Consider the following 22,010-nt stretch of genomic DNA (forward strand, 5'->3'; position numbering starts at 1 on the left):
AATAAGAGCGTTTTTTTATTAATTATTAATCAAACTGCAAAAAGAAGAAATTAAAGTATGTTCTAAATAAAATATACAAATAAAAAACATAGCATCTAAGAGAATTCCTTAAACCATACACATTATCTTTGTATTGTGAACCTTGGCTTTTTTACTACTGCTACTCGTCTTTTACTATGTGTAAGCAACACGCCGCTTAACGTAATGATACTTCCAACAATGGAAGCTGCGCTCGGGATATCTTTTAAAAGCAGCCACGCTAAAAAAAAGGACAGCGCAGGAGTTAAGTAAAGAGAAATGGCAGCCTCAGCAGAACCTATACGCGATGTTAGATAAGCGAGTATCATATACGGAATAACGGTTGGGAATAATCCTAAATATATCACGCTTATCGCTGATCTGACAGAGATATGCGCAAGCTCTATTTCTAACCCTGGTAAAAAAACAAGCATAGAAATGGCAGCTCCCCAGATACTGTACGTTACAAAAGAAAGAAAACCATACTTTTTTAATAAATTTTTTTGACATACCATATAGATGCTCTCTGCAAGGGCAGCTAGTAGAATCAGTAAGATTCCATTAACCGAGTGTACAAAATTCTCTTTGCTAAAAGTTAAAAGTGCAATACCTGCAAAGCTTACTGCAGATCCAATCCATTTTCTTTTTCCGAACGCTTCATGAAAAAAGAAAATAGCTAAAAACGCGGAAAAAATAGGAGTCGTCGAGACCAGTAAACTCGCAATACCCGCACTTACCGTTTTTTCTCCAATGTTTAATGCCGTGTGATAGACGGTAAAACCTAAAAAACCGAGCGCTAAAAGAAGTGGAATATCTTTTATATCAGGCAATCGCATGCGTTTGGCTATTGCAATAACTAACAGCACTACAGAAGCAATACTTAATCGAACAAAAGCGAGGTGCTGAGGAGAAAACGATTCCAATCCTATTTGAATAACTGGAAATGCTGAAGCCCATAAGCTAATCATCAGTATATGTAAAAATACAAAACTAAACGTTAATTTCATGCTTATTCATCTCCATTTTTTATTTTGAACCCAACCAGTTTCCATCGTTGTTCCTATATTAATAAACATTTGATAAAATGTCTTCAACCAGTTTAAAAGCAATTAACCCAACCACTTTAAAAATAGGAGTAGACATATGAATCAAAACAACAGTTCTATTTATCCAAAATACAAGCAAATTATTGATTTTATGAAGGGGAAAATTGCCCGTGGAGAATGGCCGATTGGAAGTAAAATTCCCAGCCAGCGAAAGCTTGCAGCTTTGTTCGACGTTAATCGAAGTACGGTCATTACGGCATTAGAGGAATTAACAGCGGACGGTTTAATTGAAGGTAAGATAGGAAAAGGAACAATCGTTGTAAATAATACGTGGACACTTTTGGCTACGAATCCGCCCAATTGGAATGTTCATGTGAAATCAGGTATGCATCGGCCGAGTCAAGCCATGGTACAAGATATTAATGAATCCGAATTTAACTCAAACCTTATTCAATTAAGCAAAGGAGAGCTTTCACCTGACATATTTCCTAAAAACAAAATGAAATACGCCGTAGAAAAAGTAGCAGAAAATATGGAGGTTCTGGGATACGAAGAACCTAAGGGTTATTTTCCTTTACGAAAAGAGTTAAGTACGTATATGAAAACAATAGGGATTGAATCTTCTCCAGATTCTATTTTAATTGTTTCCGGCGCTCTTCAAGCTCTTCAGCTTATTTCAATTGGACTGCTGCAAAAGAACTCTTCCGTTTTGTTAGAAAAACCTTCTTATCTATACTCCTTACATGTATTTCAATCAGCCGGAATGAAACTCAAAGGTCTTGCTATGGATGAGGAAGGAATAAAAGTAACAGCTATAAAACGCGCCGATCCTCAAGAAGGGCAAGCTATTTTATATACAAATCCGTGTTTCCATAACCCAACGGGAACATTAATGTCACAAAATAGGCGTCACGATTTGTTGAAAGAGTGTGAGGAACATCAGCTTCCTATTATTGAAGATGATTTATATCGTGAATTATGGCTAAATGAACCTCCTCCGTTGCCATTAAAGGCTTTAGATAAAAATGGACACGTGTTATATGTTAGCAGTCTTTCTAAAACATTAAGCCCGGGATTACGTATCGGATGGATAGTCGGCCCAGAACCAGTCATTGAGCGTTTGGCGGATATTAAAATGCAAACAGATTATGGATCGAGCTCATTATCTCAAAGAGTAGCAGCAGAATGGTTTGAAAATGGCTTATATCAACAGCATATGGAAACTGTACGAACCAACTTGCGAACGAGAAGAAAAGTGATGCTGAATGCTTTGGAAACATACGCAGGAGATGTAGCAACATGGACGAATCCTGAAGGAGGCTTTTTTATATGGGTGCATATTCAACCTTCTATTTCAATGAAATCTTTATACTCTCGTGCTTTAAAAAGAGGGATATTGCTTAATTCTGGAAGTATCTATGCACAAGAAACCGGCAGTTACCTTCGGCTTTCTTACGCCTATGCCTCTTTACCAGATATCGATAGATGCATTAAAATTCTATCTGAACTGATTCAGGAATTGCAAGTATAGTAAAAAAAGGAGTAGTGGATTACCCACTATTCCCTTTTATTTGTATCAAACTCTTCTTCTTATAAAAAACTCCAAGTAACAACTGAGTATATATTACCGTCTATAAATACGTGTTATTTTCTATGGCAAAAATAAGTTAAGAAGACTTTTAATTTACTTTCTGTACGTTTTACATGTAAGTCGTGAATGGTTTTAACTACGTAATCATTATCAAACATTTCCAACACCTCAATTATTGTTAAGTTTCCTGTTTTTTATAGTTTATGAAATAATCAGACGCATATCATCCGCCATCAGCTGTAACTTTACAGTTCATCTTTTACAACTAAAGGCTGAAACGTACGCTCATGATTGAACGCACGAATAACAGGATATGCAAAAAAATGAAAAGTGTGCACGCTTTGTTTAAAAAAAGGCTATATCTACTAAAAAAAAGAAAATTGTCACACACATTTATGAATATGTATCTACTAAGTAAGAAGACTTTTTTAGTTGGTGGGATTGAAGGTGAAAAAGATGGATGAATTATTTAAAGATCTTGATGTGTACAGAACGCAAGAAGAAATGAAGCAGTACTTTGAACACACGCAGCAAATGATTCATCAAAACAAAGAGTATATAAAATTAGCCCGGCTTAAAAAAGGGCGTTTCAAAAAGTTTTTTGAAGAGTTTTATCCGCTTTATTGCTTCAGCCAATCTTCTTATTGTCCGAGAAATTCAAAATTGAAGCTTATTATTGGAAGTCAAGGATACGACGGATTAATTCTTCAGCCGGATGGTACCGAAAAACGAATTGAAATTACTTCTTACAAAGATGGGAAACTGGAATTTGAAGATGCACAGAGGGTCAATTCAGGAAATTTTGCTCTACCCCGTACCCAGACGGAAGGTTCTGTGGAAGAGTATATAGAAAAAGTGCTAGAAAACATCCAAAAAAAGAGCAAAAAAGATTACAGTGGCGCATCCATTTTATTTGTTGTACACACGTTTCATTATTTTGAAGCCTACGGAAAAAGTTCATCTGCTTTTATTCGTACCTTAAAAAAAGAAATGAAGAATACTGATTTTCGAGCGGATGAAATTTATTTATTGGAATTAAATCAGCCTGAAAGTGTAAGTGTTAAGCAAAACATTCATTTCATTAAATAAGAAGACACGCTGTAGATGTTGAGGCGTGTCTTTTTTTCTGATCATAGAACTCTCTTAATACAGATGGATAATTTTGAAAATTACAACAATTAAGTGCTATAATTCAAGTATGAATATGCATTCAGAGGAGGAAAACCAATGGATTTAGCTTATAGAGAGAAAGCGTACGAATATGCCAAAAGATTCGAATCTAGCTATGACGATTATGATGAACGCTATAAGGTGCACAATAATCCGACGGTGTGGCGATTTATGCCGCTGTCTGATTTTCAAGATTTACTAGAAACCAATGCACTTTTTTTCGCAAAACCTGATGCATTTTCGGACCCCCTTGAAGGATGCTCTTCAATGTGGAACATAGAAGAGTTAAGAAAAAAAGGCGAACGTCATAACCGTACCTCTAGAACCTATATAAGAAAAATCCATGAATTTTCTGCTGTTTCATCCTGGCATATCAATGATTATGAAGCCGCTGGAATGTGGGATCTATATTTAAAGGGGCATGATGGCGTAGCTATTAAAACCACCTATGAAAATTTATTGTGCAGTATTAAAGATTTACGCTATAAAATCTTCTCTGGCAAAGTGCAGTACATAGACTTCCAAAAAGAAATGATCAGTCATTCTGTATATGACACATTATTTTACAAGCGCAAATCCTATCAGCATGAAAATGAATTGAGGCTTATTATTGTAGCAAGTCGTATACACGCTTGGAAGCTGCAAAAGCTATTCGAAATTCAAGGTATTTCCGCAAATCAATGGCAAAAACGAATGGATATCCTTGAAAAAAGATCGTATGAGTTTTCTCACGAGCATGGCAACCTCCTTACATGTAATTTACATCAGCTTATCAATGAAATTTACGTATCACCAAGAAGCGCTCAAAGCTGTGTAGATGAAGTAAAAGCCCTTGCTAAAAAACACGGGCTCGCTTATAAAAAGGTCACTCAGTCCGACTTGTATAGGGACTATATTTATTAAATGTTTATGCTATTTGAAAACAGGTAAATCAGTAGTAAAAGATGTTTTAAGGAGGAATACGATCATGCCTTACAATTCATTAAAAGAACTGCCGGATGGAGTAAGAGATAATCTTCCTCATCACGCTCAGGAAATTTATAAAGAAGCATTTAATTCAGCAAGTGATGAATACAAAGAAGAAGCTACCGCTCACAAAGTTGCTTGGAACGCGGTGAAAACAAAGTACAAAAAAGAGGATAATGACAACTGGGTAAAAAAAGAGTGATAAAAGAGCCTAACTATAAAGAGTTTGTTATTATTTTTCAAAAAATCTCCCAATTAGGTTTCAACTATTTTTCCGGGGGTATACATTCTATGTAAGGCCAATACAGGAAAGGAGAGACTGTACACATGCATTGTTTTACAGCGACTTCAAGAAACGTATTGAGCACCTTGGAAGGAAGATTTGTTTTGATTACAAAAGGCACATTGGTAAACAATCGTTATACTAAGTGCTAGGCTGTCTAATTAAGACAGAATACTCGACTATTCAAACATAACATTCAATATAAAAAAGAAGATGCGCTTATCACGCATCTTCTTTTTTTGTTGACTCTATTTTCCCTTCCTTTTTGTACTTCGTCTTATTTTTACGCATAAAGTAATAAAAAGGAGGGGGTTATGCTGTTTGATTATGAACAGGCGTTAACGATTCGCCGAAAAGATGCTACTCAAAAGACTGCAGCGACTAATGCTGAGACTTATAAAAACATAGACTGGGAACAAGTGAAATCAGAACAAAATTTTGCGGATTGCCAAGCTCTTGTACGCGTACCTTTTCCTCTGATTTTCAAAAAAAATCAGCTGTATCCTGTATGGGATTTAAGAAAGTACGCTTTTTTATTTCAACAATCTACACCTGCTACCGTTCACCCTAAACTGTGGGAACAAGGAAAATTAAATGTACAAGCCGGCCTATATCAAGTAACTGAAAACATCTTTCAAGTAAGAGGCTTTGATATGGCTAATATTACATTTGTTAAAGGAAAAATGGGATGGATTGTTATTGATTGCTTGACGTCAAAAGAAACGGCAGAAGAAGCGCTTAAACTAGTAAACCAGCACTGCGGGAAGCGTCCTGTTAGAGCCGTTATCTTCTCACATTCACATATAGACCATTACGGTGGAGTTCTAGGGATATTACCTGACTCAACACAAAATAAAACTAGTAAAGTTTATGCTCCTGCTGGGTTTATGGACGCGGTTATCGATGAAAACGTCACGGCGGCAACAGCAATGACACGAAGAAGTCAATACATGTACGGTATTCGACTGCGACGAGATGAAAAAGGCTTAATTGACAACGGCATCGGAAAAGAAATTTCATTTGGAACAATCACGCTTATTAAAGGAATAAAAGAAATTTGTCCTTCCGAACATCATCCTTATGTAAGTAAGAGAATTGACGGCCTCTCATTTCAGTTTCAGCTTACGCCAGGGACGGAGGCGCCTGCTGAAATGAACATCTATATTCCTAGTGAAAAGTCTCTGTGTATTGCAGAAAACTGTACGGCCACTCAGCACAACCTCTATACGCTCAGAGGAGCAAAAGTAAGAGACGCAGCAGCATGGGCAAGATACTTGCAGCAAGCAATCGATTTATTTGGCCAAGAACTAACAACTGTATTTGGGGTACATAATTGGCCAAGGTTCGGAAACGAGTCGTGTATTACCTATATCGAAAATCAACGAGATGTTTATCAATATATTCATGATCAAACATTAAGACTGATGAATCAAGGTTATACCATCGACCACGTCGGCCGAATGATGAAGCTACCGGAAACTCTATCTCGCGAGTGGTATACAAACGGCTTTTATGGAACGGTTAATCATAATGCAAAAGCGGTTTATCAGCGCTATATGGGCTGGTATAACAGCAATCCTGTAGATTTAAATAAATTGTTTCCTGAAGAATCAGCTAAGAAATATGTAGAGTATATGGGCGGAGCGGACAACGTTGTCAAAAAAGCACGGCGCTGTTTTCAACAAGGCGACTATCAATGGGTAGCTGAAGTGACCAAACAAGTTATTTACGCTGATCCTCACCATGTAAAGGCAAAACTTTTATGTGCAGACGCGCTTGAACAATTAGGGTATATAGCTGAATCTGGTCCATGGCGAAATGAGTATTTAACAGGAGCAAAAGAACTTCGTTTAGGTAATATACCGCTGCCGGCCAACATTATTACAAAAGAAGTATGGGATACACTTCCTTTAAAAAATATTTTAGAACTATTTAGCATTCGCGTAGATGGATTAAAGGCAGGTGCATGCAACTATCGTATATTGTTTGTGATACCAGATCGTAATGAAGTAGCTCTCACAGAACTTAAGTATGGAATTTTTAGGTATCTTGGAGATACGCGAAAGAAAGCTGAAGTGACGGTAACGATGTGGCAAGATACCTTATATCGACTCACAACTACAAATGATCACTCTTATAGCTCGGTCATATTTGTTCAAGGAGATAAATCAAAATGGGATTTCTTTTTGTCTAGTCAGGATTCTATCGATCCAAACTTTAATATTGTAACACCTGTTTCTAAAAAATAGAGTACCTGATTACAGCTCAGAAAGCACATCGTTGACTTTTTGTTCAAAGCAGCTGTCGCATGTGAAGATTTCTTTTTCTTGAAAAGATGTTAGCCTTTCTCCGCAAATGGAACAGCATTCTATACAGTGATTGCTTCGTTCTTGTTCTTTTCTTTCATGTAACATAGCACTTTCCTCCTTTGCAGTATAAATAGTTTGTCTTATTTCTTTAAGTATATACTAATATCAGCCTATGCAGGGAATATAAAGCTTGCTAATGCAGATTATTTATAATATAAAAGCGTTGGAAAACAGCGGAAATTGGCACAGGAATTGCATGTTAAATCGTTGAGAAAATTCAATGATTAAATATGGGGTGAACAGAATGTCCATTACAAAAACAGCTAGTGAATTAAAAAAAGAACAGCAGCAAGAACAGGAATCACTTAATTTATTTTTATCTACTCAAACGGTTATTCAAGAAGCGCTTCAAAAGCTGGGCTATGGTGAAGAAGTATACCATTTATTGAAAGAACCGCTGCGTATGATGACGGTTCGCATTCCGGTTAAAATGGATAACGGATCGGTAAAAGTCTTCACCGGCTACCGCTCTCAGCATAATGATGCTGTCGGGCCTACTAAAGGAGGCGTACGCTTTCATCCTGAAGTAAATGAAGAAGAAGTGAAGGCATTATCCATTTGGATGAGTTTAAAATGCGGGATTGTCGACCTTCCGTACGGCGGCGGTAAAGGCGGAATTGTATGTGACCCAAGAAACATGTCTTTTGGTGAGCTAGAACGACTCAGCCGCGGCTATGTAAGAGCCATCAGTCAAATAGTTGGGCCTACTAAAGATATTCCTGCACCGGATGTCTATACAAATTCTCAAATCATGGCGTGGATGATGGATGAATATAGCCGACTGCGTGAGTTCGATTCTCCTGGTTTTATTACCGGAAAACCTATCGTACTCGGAGGATCTCAAGGACGCGAAACTGCAACGGCTAAAGGAGTAACCATTTGTATAGAAGAAGCTGTTAAAAAGAAAAACCTTAACTTGCAAGAAGCTCGGATTATTATTCAAGGCTTCGGAAATGCCGGCAGTTTTCTTGCTAAGTTCATGCATGATGCAGGAGCAAAAGTAATTGGCATTTCAGATGCATACGGAGCTCTTTATGATCCGCTTGGTCTTGATATTGATTATCTGCTTGATCGACGCGATAGTTTTGGTACTGTAACGAATTTATTTACCAATGTGATCACAAACGAGGAACTATTAGAAAAAGAATGTGATATTTTAGTACCCGCAGCCATTTCGAATCAAATTACGGTTCGTAACGCTCATCGCATTAAGGCTTCTATTGTAGTAGAAGCAGCGAACGGACCGACTACACTTGAAGCCACCCGCATTTTAGATGAAAAAGGCGTGCTTTTAGTGCCAGATATTTTAGCAAGTGCTGGAGGCGTAACGGTTTCATACTTCGAATGGGTGCAAAATAATCAAGGCTACTACTGGTCTGAAGAAGAAGTAGCTTGCAAATTACGCAAGGTAATGGTGGATTCATTTGAAACGGTCTATCAAATCTCTCAAGAAAATGACGTAGATATGAGACTAGCCGCTTACATGGCAGGAATCAAAAAATCGGCTGAAGCTTCTCGTTTCCGCGGCTGGGTATAAGATAAAAAAACGATTTGGAATATAGAGTCCAAATCGTTTTTTATTTGCCTGAACTGCCAAATAATTAAAAGAAAACCTGCTAAAAAAACAAACACGCTTAAAAAATTGGCATATTTATTTATCGCAACTCGGATGATAGCAAAATATTTGACAGTGAGAATGATTTTCAATTATTCTATATATAAGATATATACATACCTATACTAATAAATTGAATGTAGAAAAGGAGAAAGAAAGCATGAGCGTATTAGATATTATTAAAGCCAGAAGAACGATTGGGGCTATGCAAGACAAAGACGTATCAGAAGATGCTATTAACCTTATGTTAGAAGCCGGCACGTGGGCTCCTAACCATAAAAAGACAGAGCCTTGGAAATTTCGAGTGATTACAGGGGATTCACGCGTTCGTTTAGGAGACGAAATGGAACGTATTATGAAACAAAAAACGGCTCACTTAAGTGAAGAAGAAGCGTTGAAAAAAACAACAAAAGCTAAAAAAGGCCCGCTTCGTGCTCCTGTCATTATTGCTGTAGCAGTCAGTCCTTCAGGAAAAGTGCCTGAAATTGAAGAAATCTCTGCCGTAGCGGCAGGCATACAAAATATGCTATTAGTAGCGGAAGAACAAAGTTTGGCTACAATTTGGAGAACCGGTGAAATTGTCTATCAGACAGAACTGAATGACTTTTTATCTCTAGAAGACGGCGATAAGCTCTTAGGATTAATTTACGTAGGGCATCCTAATAAAGAAGCTTCATCAAAACGTATTCCATATCAAGATAAAACGATTTGGTATCGTTAAAAGGTTATTTCTGTGTTTCTCTAAATAAGAGGCAGCAGCTTATAAGTTGAGCTGCTGCCTCTTATTGTTTTTAAGAAGTGGCAGAAGGAAACTTAAAGTGAATATCAAATGATTATTTTACAATAAAATCCATACGTATGATTCAAATTGAATAGTAGAAAAGATAATGCTTATGAACCGATAAAGCAGCTCGTAACATCTTATTCTCCCGAGTGACTAGCCTGTATCTCTGTCGTCGTAATTTAAACATAGCCTCTGCTTTTTTTCTTCAACATTATAGTATAACTCCTTAATATATGGAACGGAATCATAGTTCAATTCTATCTCAATGTGTGCAGGTGAATAACCTCTCTCTAGAAATGAACTTACCGTCCTTCTCCTAACTTTTTTCACCTTCTTAAAATCCTTCTAGATAACCTTCACGCCTAGCTGTATAATGTGTTTGCTTGATCCTGTATAAACCTGCCCTTTACTGGCTGTATGCTTTGCGTTGACTGCTTTTTCAAATATAATGTATAGTAAAAATATACTATATACTCCAAGGTGATTCCAATGAGATTTTTGATTGAGTATAAGGATTTTAAGACGAAAGAAGAAACTAACTTTTCTTTGCAATTATTAGATACTTTTTTAAATGAACATTTAATAGGAGAGTTTCATGGAAGCACATTTGAGTGCATGTTGATCCGTTTTATAAATAATCCTAGCTCTAAGAAGAAGTACAAATTACGTGTTCTCTATGAAGATATAGCCGAAATTGAGTTGCCGGGAAATTTTATCAATAACAAAACTCTTAATGTAGAGGATTTCTTAACAGGTCTACATAGAGTTGAAGAGGCTATTATGTTGGTTAAAACTATAGAACTAAAGTCAGAACTTGACTTTAGTGAAGACAAACTTCTATTAAAGTTTCAACAGTCGATAAAAAATGCACCACGTACACTCGAAGAACTAAAGGCATACTTCAAGAAGCAAAAGCAAACAGTTCAAAGTAACTGGGCAAAACTAGCTGACCTTTCAATGAAAAGATCTTTGTCTAATCCAAAACCGCTAACAAAGCCATTAATAACAATTAGTATTTCTGCTCCTATCGAAGAAACAGAACCAAACCACTCTTTTATCTACACCGAAGTTTTCAGCAACCTGCTAAGGAAAGCAGAAGTAATGCTGCCGGGTTATAGTCACATCTTTATACATTTAGCGGACACACTAGTGGAAGCAAAACAAGAATTTGCTCCAAATCACCGGATAAAAGATGCATTTTCGATAATAGATACTAAAAAATATATGGCGAGTGACAACGAAACTAAATCAAATATGATGTTTAGTAGTATAGTTTCAGCATTAAGAAGCATTACGAAGTTTGATCACTTAGAAGAGCATAAAATAGAATCTGTTATTAGAAAAATAAAAGAAGAAGGAACCGACATTGAGCTCACATACTTCTCGAAACAAAATGATAAGTATTTAGCCGAGGTCATTTATACAGCGCCCAAATCTCATCTTACAAATGCTCCATTTAAACTGCGTGTTACGGACCTTAATTCCAACGTTGTTAAAACTATAAAAATAGATGATATTAATTTATTTTGGTGCCCGTATAGCTTCGGAAGCATAAATATAAAAAAAGATTCAGTTGTTATTAAAGGGAGAAAGAGCCAGAGAGCAGAGATTTCAAGGAGAGCTGACAAATTACCGGATGAATACATTTTTAAGATTAAAGATATATTTATTTAGCTTTTTATAAGGGTAATGAAAATTAGTAATTACGAACAGTCAGCTAAAGAAGCGGATAAAATGTTTTATCAGCGTTGGGGAATTTTTATCTTAGTTATAGCTACATTAGTTGTATCAACAATGGTAGGAGTGTTTAACTCTTTAGTAAATAATATTTACTCTAAACGAAAAGAATTTGCGGTTTTACGTGCAATGGGCGTTACTCCAAAAAGTCTTCGTAAAGTCATACTTTCTCAAGTGAATTTGTATATTATTATCGGATTAATCATTGGTACACTAATGGGCTTATTAACAACCTTTATATTACTGCTAGTTGATCCTGGAAAGTTTGTAATAGATTATAAAGTAATTATTACTGTATCGCTTTCAATGTTAGTAGGCAGTGTGTTTATATTCTGGTTTGTTGGTAACAAAATTTCGTCTCAGAAACTTTCAGTTGAGCTTACCAACGATAATAAATAATTTAAACATTAATTAAGTACAATTTCCTTTAAAAAGAGTCAGTAACATAACAAGTTACTGACTCTTTTTTTATGGGTAGAAAGCAAAATAAGGATTTTTAAATTGTAGGAGTAGATCGACATAGCAAAATACTTATACAAACTAGGAAACTGGTCTTTTAAACACCGAAAAAAAAGTGTTTTTTAGCACTCTAGGAAAGGGAGTGGTTTTATATTTTTAAAGATAAAACTCATTTCTTATGAACTAGAGACCTTCAACAATTACACAAATTACATTTTCTGATAAAATGTTTGTAAGTTATTTATAATTTTGGGTTTTTATACATATAGGCACAAGAGAAGAAAGTTGATGGCAGCGGTTTAATTGTAGTGGGAATCATTGCTACTTATATTTTGGTTGCGTAGCAAAGGGAGATATGAAAGGATAGGGAACAAAATTATTATTTTTAAAATGAATGGGGTTTTTTTATGTCCATAAACAAGAGTTACAATCACTTAAGTGAGTTATGTTTCAAGTATCAACAAGATAAATTTTATGTAGAAAAGATTCCTCATACTATATTATCCAAATCACAAAAGCGATTTAAAATATCTCCAGATGAGAAAGTTATAGCTTACCTAGATACTACAATACTGGGAGTTGGAAAAAACGGAATTTATTTTACTAACTACGGAATTAGGTGGCGCAATTTAGGAGGAAAAGCGGAAAAGTTAGCATGGGAAGATTTAGATGAAGTGAACAGTATAACTATACAGAAAAATGTAGAAGTTTATTTTGATCATAAAAAGACGTTTCTGTTAGGTGGCGGTACTAACTACCCCGCTACGCTATTTATAGAGTTATTAGTCTCTATACGAGATTATTTAAAAAACTATTCCGTTGAATTACTTTTTGAAGAACATTTACTTCCTTTTTACACAGAGACAAATGAAATAAAAAACACTTGTGTCCTATTTGAAAAGTACGAAGAAGCATTCGAAATTAATAATGGTTTAGTGGTAAAAGAACATATTCCGAAGAATACAGACGAAAAACTACGGGAGCATTATCATTTATCGTCCCAGGATAATATTATTGCCTTCTTATCTACACTTCCTTTTAAAAAACAAAATGGAATAGTTGTTATGGAGGACGGAATTTACTTTAAAGAGCCTTTTGTCTCCTTGTATTATCCTTGGTATGCATTTAGAGATTTGACTATTATGCTGGCCGAAGACGAATTAATTATTGGGAAGAATAATGTTTTTCATTTACTTCACTGTAATATGGATAACTCTGAAGTAATGCTCTTTTTAAGAAACTTACAGCAAGTTATCAATATATTGCACGACGATTACGTTAGTTGTTATAAAAGCTTGTAATAGCAACGAAAAAATAGATATGCAAAAATTATATAATTGTGTAATAGAATTATCTTAACATGTCAACAGGACTCATAATAGCTTTAGCAAACATTTTTAATTCTGGATTCCAAGGGAGTATCCGCTGGGTTATGGTTGGGTGTGGTTTGTTGATTTTTATGTACAATTTAAAAGTAACTTTTAATCAAAAACAAAATGAAGCGGCTAATCAAAATACTGTAGGAATTGTATCTAGAAAAAGGCGTTAATTGTTTTAAGGTTCTGGAGTAAAAATTCTATAAGTAAGAAAGAGGAAAGTAATGGACGTTCAAAAGGTAGCAAACTTATTTTTAATTTTTGTTTTAATTGCAGCATGTATTTCATTGGTAATTGGCTTTGTGGTTGCTGTGAAAAGTACAAACTATAAGAAGGGATATATAAGTACTTTTATATCCAGTGGGGTCTTTTTAATACTTATTGTGAGCTGGTATGATAAAGCATCTTCAAACGTTTTTATGGGGACAATACCTTGGATTTTAAATGTTATTGCCGTCATTATTGTGTTACCACTGTACTTGTTAGTTGCTAGCTTTATATTTAAAAAGGTTACAAAAGGACAAAAAGGAACAAATGAAAAGATTAGCGGTTAACTTACTTTTTTTATCGTTTTTTCTAATCTTCACGATTTTAACTAAATGAAGATACACAAAAAAAATTTTTATCAATATCCTGTTAGAGAAAGTGATTGATATCATTTTCTGTAAAGGAGAGAACGTCTATGATTAAAGTTAACCAACAAATTGTGAAAATAAGTGATCTAAATAATAGTTCGTTAACGAAAGAAAAAGCAGACATTTTAAAACAGATGGATGCCTATAGGGAAGTGTATGAGTATGCTACATTTGACCAGCTTGATTTTGATGTATCTGTTAAATTACAAATTATTGAATCGTCTGTATTGCTGCGCAAAAGCGGCGCTAAGTTTGCTACATTTGCACGTTCTAGGTGTAACGAAAAGTATTGGAAACGAACCGATAACGGAGGGTTTCAGCTACTGCCTACCGTTTCTCCTCATCAGGCCATCGATGATATTTTTTACAACGGACACGAATACGCGTTTGAGTGCGCGACGGCTGTTATCATCATCTTTTACAAAGCTGTATTAAATAATATTGGAAAAGCAAACTTTAACAGGCTTTTTGCTGATCTTTACTTACACGATTGGCAATACGATGAAGATCTGGAGCTCCATGGTTATAAAGGATCTGACTACTTGCCCGGAGACTGTGCGTATTTTAAAAACCCTGATTATAACACTGATACTCCCCAGTGGAAAGGTGAAAACACCATTGTATTAGATGAAACTCTATATTTTGGTCATGGAATTGGAATCACGACGCGAGAAAGAATTATTGAAGTGTTAAATTTAAAGAGAAAAGACGATGCAAAGCAATCAGCTTATCTGTCAGATGAAATTGTGAGGCTGCACACGGCTCACCTCAGTTATTTTGCAGTTAGATACGAACCTGTTGTTTGGTACGATAGAAACAGCGCTATTATTTCCACTATTGGGTCGATTACGTATGTAGCTTGATTGATCAAAGTTTTGATACTTTGGTCTTTTTATGTAAAAAGGAAAGAATTACATGAAGGTAAATTTGAGAATTCAAAAGGATTTTATGTATAAAAGAAGAATCCATTTAATACACAGGTCTTAAAACTAAAGAGAAAGGAGGAGATTCCCATTAAAAATCGTGATAAAAGACGCAAGAGAAAACGCGGCGCATTAAAAGATTATCTGAAAAATAAGCTTGGTCAGCTAAAACCGAAGCCAAACAAAGGACCTGTCTCAAATTTGAAGTCTTCTGCTTAAAACATCCCCCTAGTTTTTATATAGGGGGATGTTTCTTTTGAATTTTCTTTTATTTTAAGGTTTAAATGTTATGAGTGGCATTTAAGGATTAATTTGTGCACAATAGACATTGAATAGTTTATCTAATACGACAACGTAAGGAGAGATTAGACGATGGAAAACATGATTTTAAAACATATGGACGTTGTAAGAGGCATTACAACTAGTATCCTCGAAAAAACAACAGAAGAGGCAGCGGACATCACACCAAAAGGATTCAATAACAATATCCGCTGGAATCTTGGACACATTGCCTTTATTCAAGAAAAGCTTGTGTTTGGCTTAGCTGGTGAACCGATGCAAACGCCAGAGAGTTATGAAAGCTTTTTTGGGGCAGGAACAAAACCTGCCGATTGGACGGAGGATGCTCCTTCTCTTGAAGAAATTGCGAATGTGTTGAAAGACCAAGCACAGCGTATTAAAGAGTTCATGCCGGGGCAGTTTGATAAGCAGTTAATCACACCTTTTACAAATAAAGCGGGCATCAACTTTACAACAGTTGGCGAAACGTTTTTATTCAGCTTCTACCACGAAGCGATGCATGTAGAAACGATTAAGCAAATTGGGAAAGCTGCAGCAGCAGAATAAGGAAATAAAAAAGAATAAATCACATATTCTTCATAACTATTTTACATAGCGCCTATGCATATACTTAGCCATACAGCGCATAAGATGTAACATGAGCTGCTTTTCCTAATGCAGTTCGCAAGGAGGTGACAACGTGAAATTTCTTTCAGGTTTAACGACTCTTCTTGTGATTTTAGGCGGTTTAAATTGGTTAGCTGTAGCATTAGGCGTGAATGTAGTAGAAGAGCTATTTGGCTCTTGGGATTGGTTAGTAACAACGATTTATTGGTTGGTTGGCCTGTCTGCTCTTTATCAAATTTTTGATAAGTTTTTCGGAACGGGAGCGGGTGTCAAAAGTAAAGCGCTATAATAAATATTATTTTTTATTATCTCTTTAGGGAGTTTGAATGTATATTCAAACTCCCTTTTTCATGAACAAAAGACGTGACATCTTTACAAAATACGGTAAAATAAGGTAATAGCTAAAAAGCAGGAGGAATGGGATGGAGATTTGGGGTGTAGTACCTATCTTAGTGTTTGGACTTCTTTATATAGGAGCTATTGCTGGCATTATAGCTGTCGTGGTTATAGTGTTAAAGCGAATGAAAGAGAGAAATCAATATTTACGTGACATACGGGACGAACTGAGAAATCAAAACAAAGCAACTATATCAGAAAATAAAGAATAGAAGGGGTACTAGATGAAGAGAAGTGTACTTCCTATCTTTTTTATCGTGAATCTTTTTTTATTTACTGTTTATTATTTAATCAAGGCTACATCTTTCAGCTAAAGAACCTTCCTTACATATGGGCGATTTATTTACTTCTTGGCACCTTTTTAGCTTTTTATTATATGCTGCGATACAAACAAAAAAGATACGGACAGGTGCTGCTTTCAATCGGTATTTTAACTACAAGCATTAGTTCACTTGGCTGTTTAGGTTTCTTTTATTTCTTTTATCGTGCGATGGGTGGATAAGAAAGAGCACAAAAAGCAGAGACTTCAGTGAAAGTCTCTGCTTTTTATATGGAGATCTATTGTATAATAGAACAAAAGAAATGGATGCAGGAGGGGAAATATGCGAATTGTTTCGCTTTGTCCAAGCAATACAGAATTAATAGCGTATTTAAAATGTGAACATTTGCTCGTAGCAATTGATGATTATTCCGATTGGCCGCAGTCTATTGGAGATCTGCCGCGTTTAGGTCCCGATTTATCTATTAATATGGATGCCGTGGAAGCAGCTAAGCCAGATTTAGTCCTAGCTTCACTAAGCGTTCCTGGAATGGAACGAAATATTGAAGAACTTAAAAAACGAAAGCTTCCTTATATCGTATATAATCCTAATTCATTAGAAGATATTCGTCAAAATCTACAGGACTTAGGCCAGCGATTAGACATCGAAACAAAAGCAGCTGAACTGTTAGAGCGTTATGATCAGTTTCTTTCTACATATAAAGGTACTGCACGTCAAATTGACGAAAAAGCCACTGTATACTGGGAATGGTGGCCAAAGCCTGTCTTTACTCCTGGCAAAGCAAACTGGCTGACTGAAATTAGTGAGTTAGCGGGAGGAGAAAATATATTTGCTGATCACAAAGAAGCAAATGTACAGAGTGATTGGGAAGAAGTGCTCAAACGAAATCCACATCATGTGTGTCTGGCTTGGGTAGGTGTACAGACAAACAAAGTGAATCCAACGATTTTACACAAGAGACCGAACTGGTCTGACATGTCTGCCATAAAAGAACATCGTGTATACGTACTAGAAGAATGGCTGTATTGCCGTCCTTCACCTCGATTGCTGTTAGGATTAAAAAAACTTGCGCCGCTTCTTCATCCAGATATGTTTCCTGCATTTGACGGTAAGGACCCCTTATTACCCTTATTATAAGAAAAAGGAGCGATACATATGAAAGATATTGAACAAATAAAACATACCATTCAACACCGCTATCCTTTTTTACTTGTTGATCGCATCTTAGAACAAGAAGAAGGAAAGCTTGCGGTAGGAATCAAACAAGTAACAGCAAATGAACCTTTTTTTCAAGGTCACTTCCCGGACTATGCGGTAATGCCAGGAGTACTTATTGTCGAAGCTCTTGCTCAGCTCGGTGGATTTGCCATGGCTCCTAATGATCAACAAAAAGGAAGACTTGCTTTTTTAGCAGGGATAGACGAATGTCGTTTTAAGCGTCAAGTAAGGCCAGGAGATACACTGCGCTTAGAATTTGAGGTTCTCAAGCAGCGCGGAAAGATTGTAAGAGGAAAAGGAAAAGCATTTGTAGACAGCGAGTTAGCTTGTGAAGCGGTCATTACCTTTGCTCTTGATGTATAGTACGAAAAAGCAGCTGATGTTAGTTAGAAGATGAAAACGATCAATGTAAAAAAAAGCAAATAATTCAGGATAAAGCGTATCGAGAAAACCGCCTTATATCGTAAGGGCGGTTTTTTATGAATACCTTTTTACCTTTTGATAAAAGAAGAAAAGGGGTATAGAAGAAAAAAAGGGAGAGGGGAGAATGCAGTGAGAACATTAACGGAAGTTGTTGTATTACTCACACTTTTAGGTACGTATATAGGCATCTCACTACTTGTCTACAAACGGAAAAGAACAAATCCGTTTTTCTACAGCATTTACTTTTATTTAGCTACCAGCGTCATTTTGATTTGCTTGGTTATCTTTTGGCTTCAGCTTCGTTTTGGACTCACTGATAAGCAAGTAGGAGGATTGCTTATCAGTGTGGTGGCATTCTTTTTACTTATTTATGGTTTGTTAAAAACAAGACAAAAAGACAGGTAGCCGATGCTATCTGTTTTTATTTATATTTTTATCAATTGTAGTGTCAATTCGATACATCTCTTCATATAATAAAGATAACAGCTTTCTTTTGCAGGTTAGTTGACATCGCAGCTTATAACTCGCTATTCTTTTGATAATTCATTTTGTGAAAGGAAGTGGACGTATGGATGCATCCCGCATTATAGCTAAGTTAGAAAATCGGATGCCGACAATCCTCGGGATGGAGCAATTCTCCCGATTCGGCATTCTTGTTCCGCTTATTGAAAAACAAGGGGAACTACATGTTTTATTTGAAGTAAGAGCGCTCGATTTACGTAGACAGCCCGGAGAAATTTGTTTTCCAGGAGGGCGTGTTGAAAAGACGGATGCAGATGAAAAAGAAACAGCTATCCGCGAAACCTCTGAAGAGTTAGGGATTACGCCCCAATCTATTCAGCAAGTACAAGCTTTAGATTATATTGTTTCTCAATTCGGAACAATCATTTATCCTTATGTAGGTTTCATTGATGAGTCGCTTGAACTTCGACCGAATCCTTCGGAAGTAGCAGAAGTATTTACCGTGCCTCTTTCTTTTTTTCAGCGTACCGAACCTGATATACACAATATTCATTTCAGAGTAGAACCCGAACATAATTTTCCTTATGACGCGATTATTGGTGGTGAAAATTATAATTGGCAAACAAGAGAGATGGAAGAACATTTTTATTACTATGAAGATCGAGTCATATGGGGACTGACAGCAAAAGTGATTTATCATTTGGTACATGTATTAAATGACAAATAAATGACAAATAAAAAGCAGCGAATACGCATTCGCTGCTTTTTTTATATTAAATAGATTGAATAGCTTCTGTGATAGGCGTATCACCTGAAACTAAATCAAAAGAACGTCCGAATGTATGATCTTCGCTTAACGTTTCCACTACAACACGCGCTACATCTTCACGAGGAATTGATCCGCGCTCTTTGTTCTCCCCAGCATCTACACGTCCTGTTCCTGGTTCGTTTAACAATCCGCCTGGGCGAACAATTGTATATGTTAATCCGCTTGCTTCTAAGATTTTATCTGCATAATGTTTGGCTACGTAGTAAGGGATTAGTGATGTATTCCAGTTTTCACGGTGATGTGCTTGAAGGGCGCTTACCATTACAAATCGTTTAATGCCTAAATCTTCTGCAGCTTCCATCGCTTTTACTGCACCATCTAAATCAATTAAAAGTGTCTTATCATGACCTGTGCTTCCGCCTGATCCTGCGCTAAAGATAACGGCGTCACAGCCTTTCATGACTTCCTTAATTTCATGCACAGTGCCTTCCAAGCTTGCAAAAGCTGTTTCGATCCCTCTTGCTTCAAGCTCTTTTGCTTGTTCTTCTTTACGAACCATCGCACGTACAGTGTGCACATCACTTTCATTCAAAATGTTTACAATATGTTGGCCTACTTGACCATTCGCACCAATTACAAGAACTTTCATGTCTAAATTTGCTCCTTTCAAATCCAAATGCTTATATATTATTGTTTCATATTCACTGTTTTCATTCAATAAATGAGCTCAAAATCAGGTCAATAAGGGGAAATTAAGAAAATATATTAAAAAAATGAAAAACAAGAAATAAAAACTAATTTACAAACAAAAAAAGGAAAAAAATAGTTCGTTAAACCCAGTGTCTGAACTATTTAAATTTTGTAAAATTTTCTCAAACCCTTGGTAATACAACACTTCTTAAAAACAGCATCTCTTTTAACATTTCCCGATACAACCTATGTAAACACATTTTGATAATTTTAAACTTTTACTTCGGAAAATTTTTTTGTTATTATGTTTTAGTCATTAAAATATTCATGAACGAAATATTTAGTCCGAGCGGACAAAGGAGAGGATAAAATGAACACATTACAATACTTAGTCGCAGAACGTGCAGAGATTTCTCCTCAACATGAAGCACTAGTTGAACATAATGAACGTTATACATTTAATGAATTTCATGAAAAAGTAAATCAATTGTCTCATTACTTCTTAGAGAAAGGCATTCAAAAAGGAGATCGTATTGGCATTTTAGCTCATACAAGCATTGCTTACCCAGTCGTTACAATGGGGATTTTGCAAGTAGGAGCAGTCGTTGTTCCATTAAGTAAGAGTATGACACCTTATGAGCTTGATAGCATTATTACGAGCGGACAGTTAAAAGCGATTATCCACCACAATGAATTTACGTCTGTATTAGAAAAAGCGGAACAAACGGATGGACTTAGCTTTACGTTAAAAATTGAGGATGCAAAAGAATTTACAACTCAATTCTCAGCGTACAATACAACTACACCAGAAGCCCTTCCTGAAGTACTTCCTGAAGATCTAGCATTAATGATGTTCACATCAGGTACAACAGGCAAATCAAAAGGATGTATGATTGCACACGGATCGGTAAGTGCCTTTTTAAACTCTGGCGGACAGGAAGAACGTGCAAATATTGATAAAAGCATGCGCTATTTATTTGTTCATCCATTCTTCCACATGAGTTCGATGAGCATTTTATTTATGTGCATTAACACAGGAAACACAATGGTATGTTCTGAAGAAACAGATCCAGCTAAAGTAATTGAGGTAATTGAAAAAGAAAACATTAAAATGCTGTTTGCACTACCACCGGCATTAAAATACATCGTAGAAGAGCTTGAAAAAGGAGATCACTATGATTTCCCTCTAAAACTTGCTGTGTCAGGGGGAACAAAAGTATCAGAGTCTTTAATTGAACAATATGATCGTAACGGCATGATTTTAGCTCAAGGGTACGGAAGTACAGAAGCATGGATTATCAGTTCATGGCATCCTCAAATGGGATGGAAGAAAGTAAGCTCAGCTGGAAAACCTGCTCCGCATGTAGAAGTTAAGATTGTGGACCCAGAGACACGTCAAGAAGTACCAACTGGAGAAAAAGGTGAAGTGCTTGTAAGAAGCCCTTATCTGTTTAAAGGCTACTGGCAAAATGAAGAAGCAACAAACGCTGTCTTGCAAGATGGCTGGTTAGCGATGGGGGATGCAGGTCGACTAGATGAAGACGGATTTCTTTATATCGAAGGACGCTATAAAGACGTTATTGTATATGGAGGAGACAATATCTACCCAGATCAAGTAGAAGAAGTTGTCTTAGCAGCAGATTGTGTGTTAGAAGCAACGGTTGTCGGCATGCCTGATGACGTGTACGGTGAAGTTCCATATGCATTTGTTGTTAAACAAGAAGCATCAACTTTAACGGAAGAAGATGTAGTGAACTTCTGTAAAGAACGATTAGCGCCATATAAAGTGCCAACGGTTGTATTTGTTTCTTCACTTCCTAAAAACAGCGTAGGAAAAGTGTTGAAAAACGAAGTGAAAAAACAAGCGTTAGCACATGCGTAATAAAAAAGCGG

The 22,010-nt window shown here is 36.2% G+C and carries 24 protein-coding genes; 21 read left to right on the forward strand and 3 right to left on the reverse strand.

Features of this window, described 5'->3' with window-relative positions; genetic code table 11:
* Positions 1 to 122 precede the first annotated feature (122 nt).
* Positions 123 to 1,025: a DMT family transporter gene (locus tag N178_RS21275; RefSeq protein ID WP_045294718.1), complete on the reverse strand. Its 903-nt coding sequence runs from the start codon at positions 1,023 to 1,025 to the stop codon at positions 123 to 125.
* Between the two features lie 136 nt (positions 1,026 to 1,161).
* Between N178_RS21275 and pdxR the strand changes: the two genes are divergently transcribed.
* From pdxR to N178_RS21300, 5 genes are all read left to right on the forward strand, one after another.
* Positions 1,162 to 2,595, forward strand: a complete 1,434-nt coding sequence (gene pdxR, locus N178_RS21280) for a MocR-like pyridoxine biosynthesis transcription factor PdxR (RefSeq protein ID WP_045294720.1) — start codon at positions 1,162 to 1,164, stop codon at positions 2,593 to 2,595.
* 516 nt (positions 2,596 to 3,111) lie between these two features.
* On the forward strand, positions 3,112 to 3,744 hold the full coding sequence (locus N178_RS21285) for a hypothetical protein (RefSeq protein ID WP_045294722.1): 633 nt from the start codon (positions 3,112 to 3,114) through the stop codon (positions 3,742 to 3,744).
* 138 nt (positions 3,745 to 3,882) lie between these two features.
* Positions 3,883 to 4,728 (forward strand): DUF2971 domain-containing protein, encoded by an 846-nt coding sequence (locus N178_RS21290; RefSeq protein WP_045294724.1) that lies wholly within the window; start codon positions 3,883 to 3,885, stop codon positions 4,726 to 4,728.
* Between the two features lie 64 nt (positions 4,729 to 4,792).
* The gene (locus tag N178_RS21295; protein ID WP_045294726.1) at positions 4,793 to 4,993 is read left to right on the forward strand and encodes a ChaB family protein; all 201 of its coding nucleotides are present in this window, start codon (positions 4,793 to 4,795) and stop codon (positions 4,991 to 4,993) included.
* 395 nt (positions 4,994 to 5,388) lie between these two features.
* The gene (locus N178_RS21300; RefSeq protein ID WP_045294728.1) at positions 5,389 to 7,323 is read left to right on the forward strand and encodes an alkyl/aryl-sulfatase; all 1,935 of its coding nucleotides are present in this window, start codon (positions 5,389 to 5,391) and stop codon (positions 7,321 to 7,323) included.
* Positions 7,324 to 7,332: 9 nt separating this feature from the next.
* Here N178_RS21300 and N178_RS27235 read toward each other — a convergent pair whose 3' ends face one another.
* Positions 7,333 to 7,488, reverse strand: a complete 156-nt coding sequence (locus N178_RS27235; RefSeq protein WP_169746696.1) for a hypothetical protein — start codon at positions 7,486 to 7,488, stop codon at positions 7,333 to 7,335.
* A 199-nt stretch (positions 7,489 to 7,687) separates the two neighbouring features.
* On the opposite strand from N178_RS27235, the gene N178_RS21305 reads away from it, so the two are divergent.
* The 15 genes from N178_RS21305 (at position 7,688) to N178_RS21370 (ending at position 19,385) form a co-directional block, all read left to right on the forward strand.
* The gene (locus N178_RS21305; protein ID WP_045294730.1) at positions 7,688 to 8,980 is read left to right on the forward strand and encodes a Glu/Leu/Phe/Val family dehydrogenase; all 1,293 of its coding nucleotides are present in this window, start codon (positions 7,688 to 7,690) and stop codon (positions 8,978 to 8,980) included.
* 238 nt (positions 8,981 to 9,218) lie between these two features.
* Entirely contained in the window at positions 9,219 to 9,779 is a 561-nt protein-coding gene (locus tag N178_RS21310; protein WP_045294732.1) for a nitroreductase family protein, read from the forward strand.
* 552 nt (positions 9,780 to 10,331) lie between these two features.
* A complete protein-coding gene (locus tag N178_RS21315; protein WP_045294734.1) occupies positions 10,332 to 11,516 on the forward strand; it encodes a hypothetical protein in 1,185 nt (394 codons plus the stop codon).
* Positions 11,517 to 11,531: 15 nt separating this feature from the next.
* Entirely contained in the window at positions 11,532 to 11,978 is a 447-nt protein-coding gene (locus N178_RS21320; protein ID WP_045294735.1) for an FtsX-like permease family protein, read from the forward strand.
* Positions 11,979 to 12,445: 467 nt separating this feature from the next.
* Positions 12,446 to 13,339, forward strand: coding sequence for a hypothetical protein (locus N178_RS21325; RefSeq protein ID WP_045294737.1), 894 nt, complete (start codon positions 12,446 to 12,448; stop codon positions 13,337 to 13,339).
* A gap of 59 nt (positions 13,340 to 13,398) precedes the next feature.
* Positions 13,399 to 13,587, forward strand: coding sequence for a hypothetical protein (locus N178_RS26650; RefSeq protein WP_141541139.1), 189 nt, complete (start codon positions 13,399 to 13,401; stop codon positions 13,585 to 13,587).
* Between the two features lie 51 nt (positions 13,588 to 13,638).
* Positions 13,639 to 13,968, forward strand: a complete 330-nt coding sequence (locus tag N178_RS21330) for a hypothetical protein (protein WP_045294739.1) — start codon at positions 13,639 to 13,641, stop codon at positions 13,966 to 13,968.
* 128 nt (positions 13,969 to 14,096) lie between these two features.
* Positions 14,097 to 14,912 (forward strand): protein-glutamine gamma-glutamyltransferase, encoded by an 816-nt coding sequence (locus N178_RS21335; protein WP_045294741.1) that lies wholly within the window; start codon positions 14,097 to 14,099, stop codon positions 14,910 to 14,912.
* A gap of 432 nt (positions 14,913 to 15,344) precedes the next feature.
* Positions 15,345 to 15,818 carry a DinB family protein gene (locus N178_RS21340; protein ID WP_045294744.1) on the forward strand — a complete coding sequence of 158 codons (474 nt, stop codon included), beginning with the start codon at positions 15,345 to 15,347 and terminating at the stop codon, positions 15,816 to 15,818.
* Positions 15,819 to 15,951: 133 nt separating this feature from the next.
* Positions 15,952 to 16,167 carry a DUF378 domain-containing protein gene (locus tag N178_RS21345; RefSeq protein WP_045294746.1) on the forward strand — a complete coding sequence of 72 codons (216 nt, stop codon included), beginning with the start codon at positions 15,952 to 15,954 and terminating at the stop codon, positions 16,165 to 16,167.
* 133 nt (positions 16,168 to 16,300) lie between these two features.
* Positions 16,301 to 16,486 (forward strand): hypothetical protein, encoded by a 186-nt coding sequence (locus N178_RS21350; RefSeq protein WP_045294748.1) that lies wholly within the window; start codon positions 16,301 to 16,303, stop codon positions 16,484 to 16,486.
* Positions 16,487 to 16,876: 390 nt separating this feature from the next.
* The gene (locus tag N178_RS21355) at positions 16,877 to 17,692 is read left to right on the forward strand and encodes a cobalamin-binding protein (protein ID WP_045294750.1); all 816 of its coding nucleotides are present in this window, start codon (positions 16,877 to 16,879) and stop codon (positions 17,690 to 17,692) included.
* Between the two features lie 18 nt (positions 17,693 to 17,710).
* Positions 17,711 to 18,136 carry a 3-hydroxyacyl-ACP dehydratase FabZ gene (fabZ, locus tag N178_RS21360; protein WP_045294751.1) on the forward strand — a complete coding sequence of 142 codons (426 nt, stop codon included), beginning with the start codon at positions 17,711 to 17,713 and terminating at the stop codon, positions 18,134 to 18,136.
* Positions 18,137 to 18,325: 189 nt separating this feature from the next.
* Entirely contained in the window at positions 18,326 to 18,601 is a 276-nt protein-coding gene (locus tag N178_RS21365) for a hypothetical protein (RefSeq protein ID WP_014459988.1), read from the forward strand.
* 163 nt (positions 18,602 to 18,764) lie between these two features.
* The gene (locus N178_RS21370) at positions 18,765 to 19,385 is read left to right on the forward strand and encodes an NUDIX hydrolase (protein ID WP_045294754.1); all 621 of its coding nucleotides are present in this window, start codon (positions 18,765 to 18,767) and stop codon (positions 19,383 to 19,385) included.
* Positions 19,386 to 19,431: 46 nt separating this feature from the next.
* Here N178_RS21370 and N178_RS21375 read toward each other — a convergent pair whose 3' ends face one another.
* Positions 19,432 to 20,076, reverse strand: a complete 645-nt coding sequence (locus N178_RS21375) for an SDR family oxidoreductase (RefSeq protein ID WP_045294756.1) — start codon at positions 20,074 to 20,076, stop codon at positions 19,432 to 19,434.
* 411 nt (positions 20,077 to 20,487) lie between these two features.
* On the opposite strand from N178_RS21375, the gene N178_RS21380 reads away from it, so the two are divergent.
* Positions 20,488 to 21,999 (forward strand): class I adenylate-forming enzyme family protein, encoded by a 1,512-nt coding sequence (locus N178_RS21380; protein ID WP_045294758.1) that lies wholly within the window; start codon positions 20,488 to 20,490, stop codon positions 21,997 to 21,999.
* Positions 22,000 to 22,010: the final 11 nt, after the last annotated feature.

This window comes from Priestia aryabhattai B8W22 (assembly GCF_000956595.1).
In the GTDB taxonomy this organism is placed as follows: domain Bacteria; phylum Bacillota; class Bacilli; order Bacillales; family Bacillaceae_H; genus Priestia; species Priestia aryabhattai.

Coding starts and splice junctions, on each gene's coding strand:
- N178_RS21275 (WP_045294718.1), bottom strand. CDS start 1,025: ATGAAATTAACGTTTAGTTTTGTATTTTTACATATACTGATGATTAGC.
- pdxR (WP_045294720.1), top strand. CDS start 1,162: ATGAATCAAAACAACAGTTCTATTTATCCAAAATACAAGCAAATTATT.
- N178_RS21285 (WP_045294722.1), top strand. CDS start 3,112: ATGGATGAATTATTTAAAGATCTTGATGTGTACAGAACGCAAGAAGAA.
- N178_RS21290 (WP_045294724.1), top strand. CDS start 3,883: ATGGATTTAGCTTATAGAGAGAAAGCGTACGAATATGCCAAAAGATTC.
- N178_RS21295 (WP_045294726.1), top strand. CDS start 4,793: ATGCCTTACAATTCATTAAAAGAACTGCCGGATGGAGTAAGAGATAAT.
- N178_RS21300 (WP_045294728.1), top strand. CDS start 5,389: ATGCTGTTTGATTATGAACAGGCGTTAACGATTCGCCGAAAAGATGCT.
- N178_RS27235 (WP_169746696.1), bottom strand. CDS start 7,488: ATGTTACATGAAAGAAAAGAACAAGAACGAAGCAATCACTGTATAGAA.
- N178_RS21305 (WP_045294730.1), top strand. CDS start 7,688: ATGTCCATTACAAAAACAGCTAGTGAATTAAAAAAAGAACAGCAGCAA.
- N178_RS21310 (WP_045294732.1), top strand. CDS start 9,219: ATGAGCGTATTAGATATTATTAAAGCCAGAAGAACGATTGGGGCTATG.
- N178_RS21315 (WP_045294734.1), top strand. CDS start 10,332: ATGAGATTTTTGATTGAGTATAAGGATTTTAAGACGAAAGAAGAAACT.
- N178_RS21320 (WP_045294735.1), top strand. CDS start 11,532: ATGAAAATTAGTAATTACGAACAGTCAGCTAAAGAAGCGGATAAAATG.
- N178_RS21325 (WP_045294737.1), top strand. CDS start 12,446: ATGTCCATAAACAAGAGTTACAATCACTTAAGTGAGTTATGTTTCAAG.
- N178_RS26650 (WP_141541139.1), top strand. CDS start 13,399: ATGTCAACAGGACTCATAATAGCTTTAGCAAACATTTTTAATTCTGGA.
- N178_RS21330 (WP_045294739.1), top strand. CDS start 13,639: ATGGACGTTCAAAAGGTAGCAAACTTATTTTTAATTTTTGTTTTAATT.
- N178_RS21335 (WP_045294741.1), top strand. CDS start 14,097: ATGATTAAAGTTAACCAACAAATTGTGAAAATAAGTGATCTAAATAAT.
- N178_RS21340 (WP_045294744.1), top strand. CDS start 15,345: ATGGAAAACATGATTTTAAAACATATGGACGTTGTAAGAGGCATTACA.
- N178_RS21350 (WP_045294748.1), top strand. CDS start 16,301: ATGGAGATTTGGGGTGTAGTACCTATCTTAGTGTTTGGACTTCTTTAT.
- N178_RS21355 (WP_045294750.1), top strand. CDS start 16,877: ATGCGAATTGTTTCGCTTTGTCCAAGCAATACAGAATTAATAGCGTAT.
- fabZ (WP_045294751.1), top strand. CDS start 17,711: ATGAAAGATATTGAACAAATAAAACATACCATTCAACACCGCTATCCT.
- N178_RS21370 (WP_045294754.1), top strand. CDS start 18,765: ATGGATGCATCCCGCATTATAGCTAAGTTAGAAAATCGGATGCCGACA.
- N178_RS21375 (WP_045294756.1), bottom strand. CDS start 20,076: ATGAAAGTTCTTGTAATTGGTGCGAATGGTCAAGTAGGCCAACATATT.
- N178_RS21380 (WP_045294758.1), top strand. CDS start 20,488: ATGAACACATTACAATACTTAGTCGCAGAACGTGCAGAGATTTCTCCT.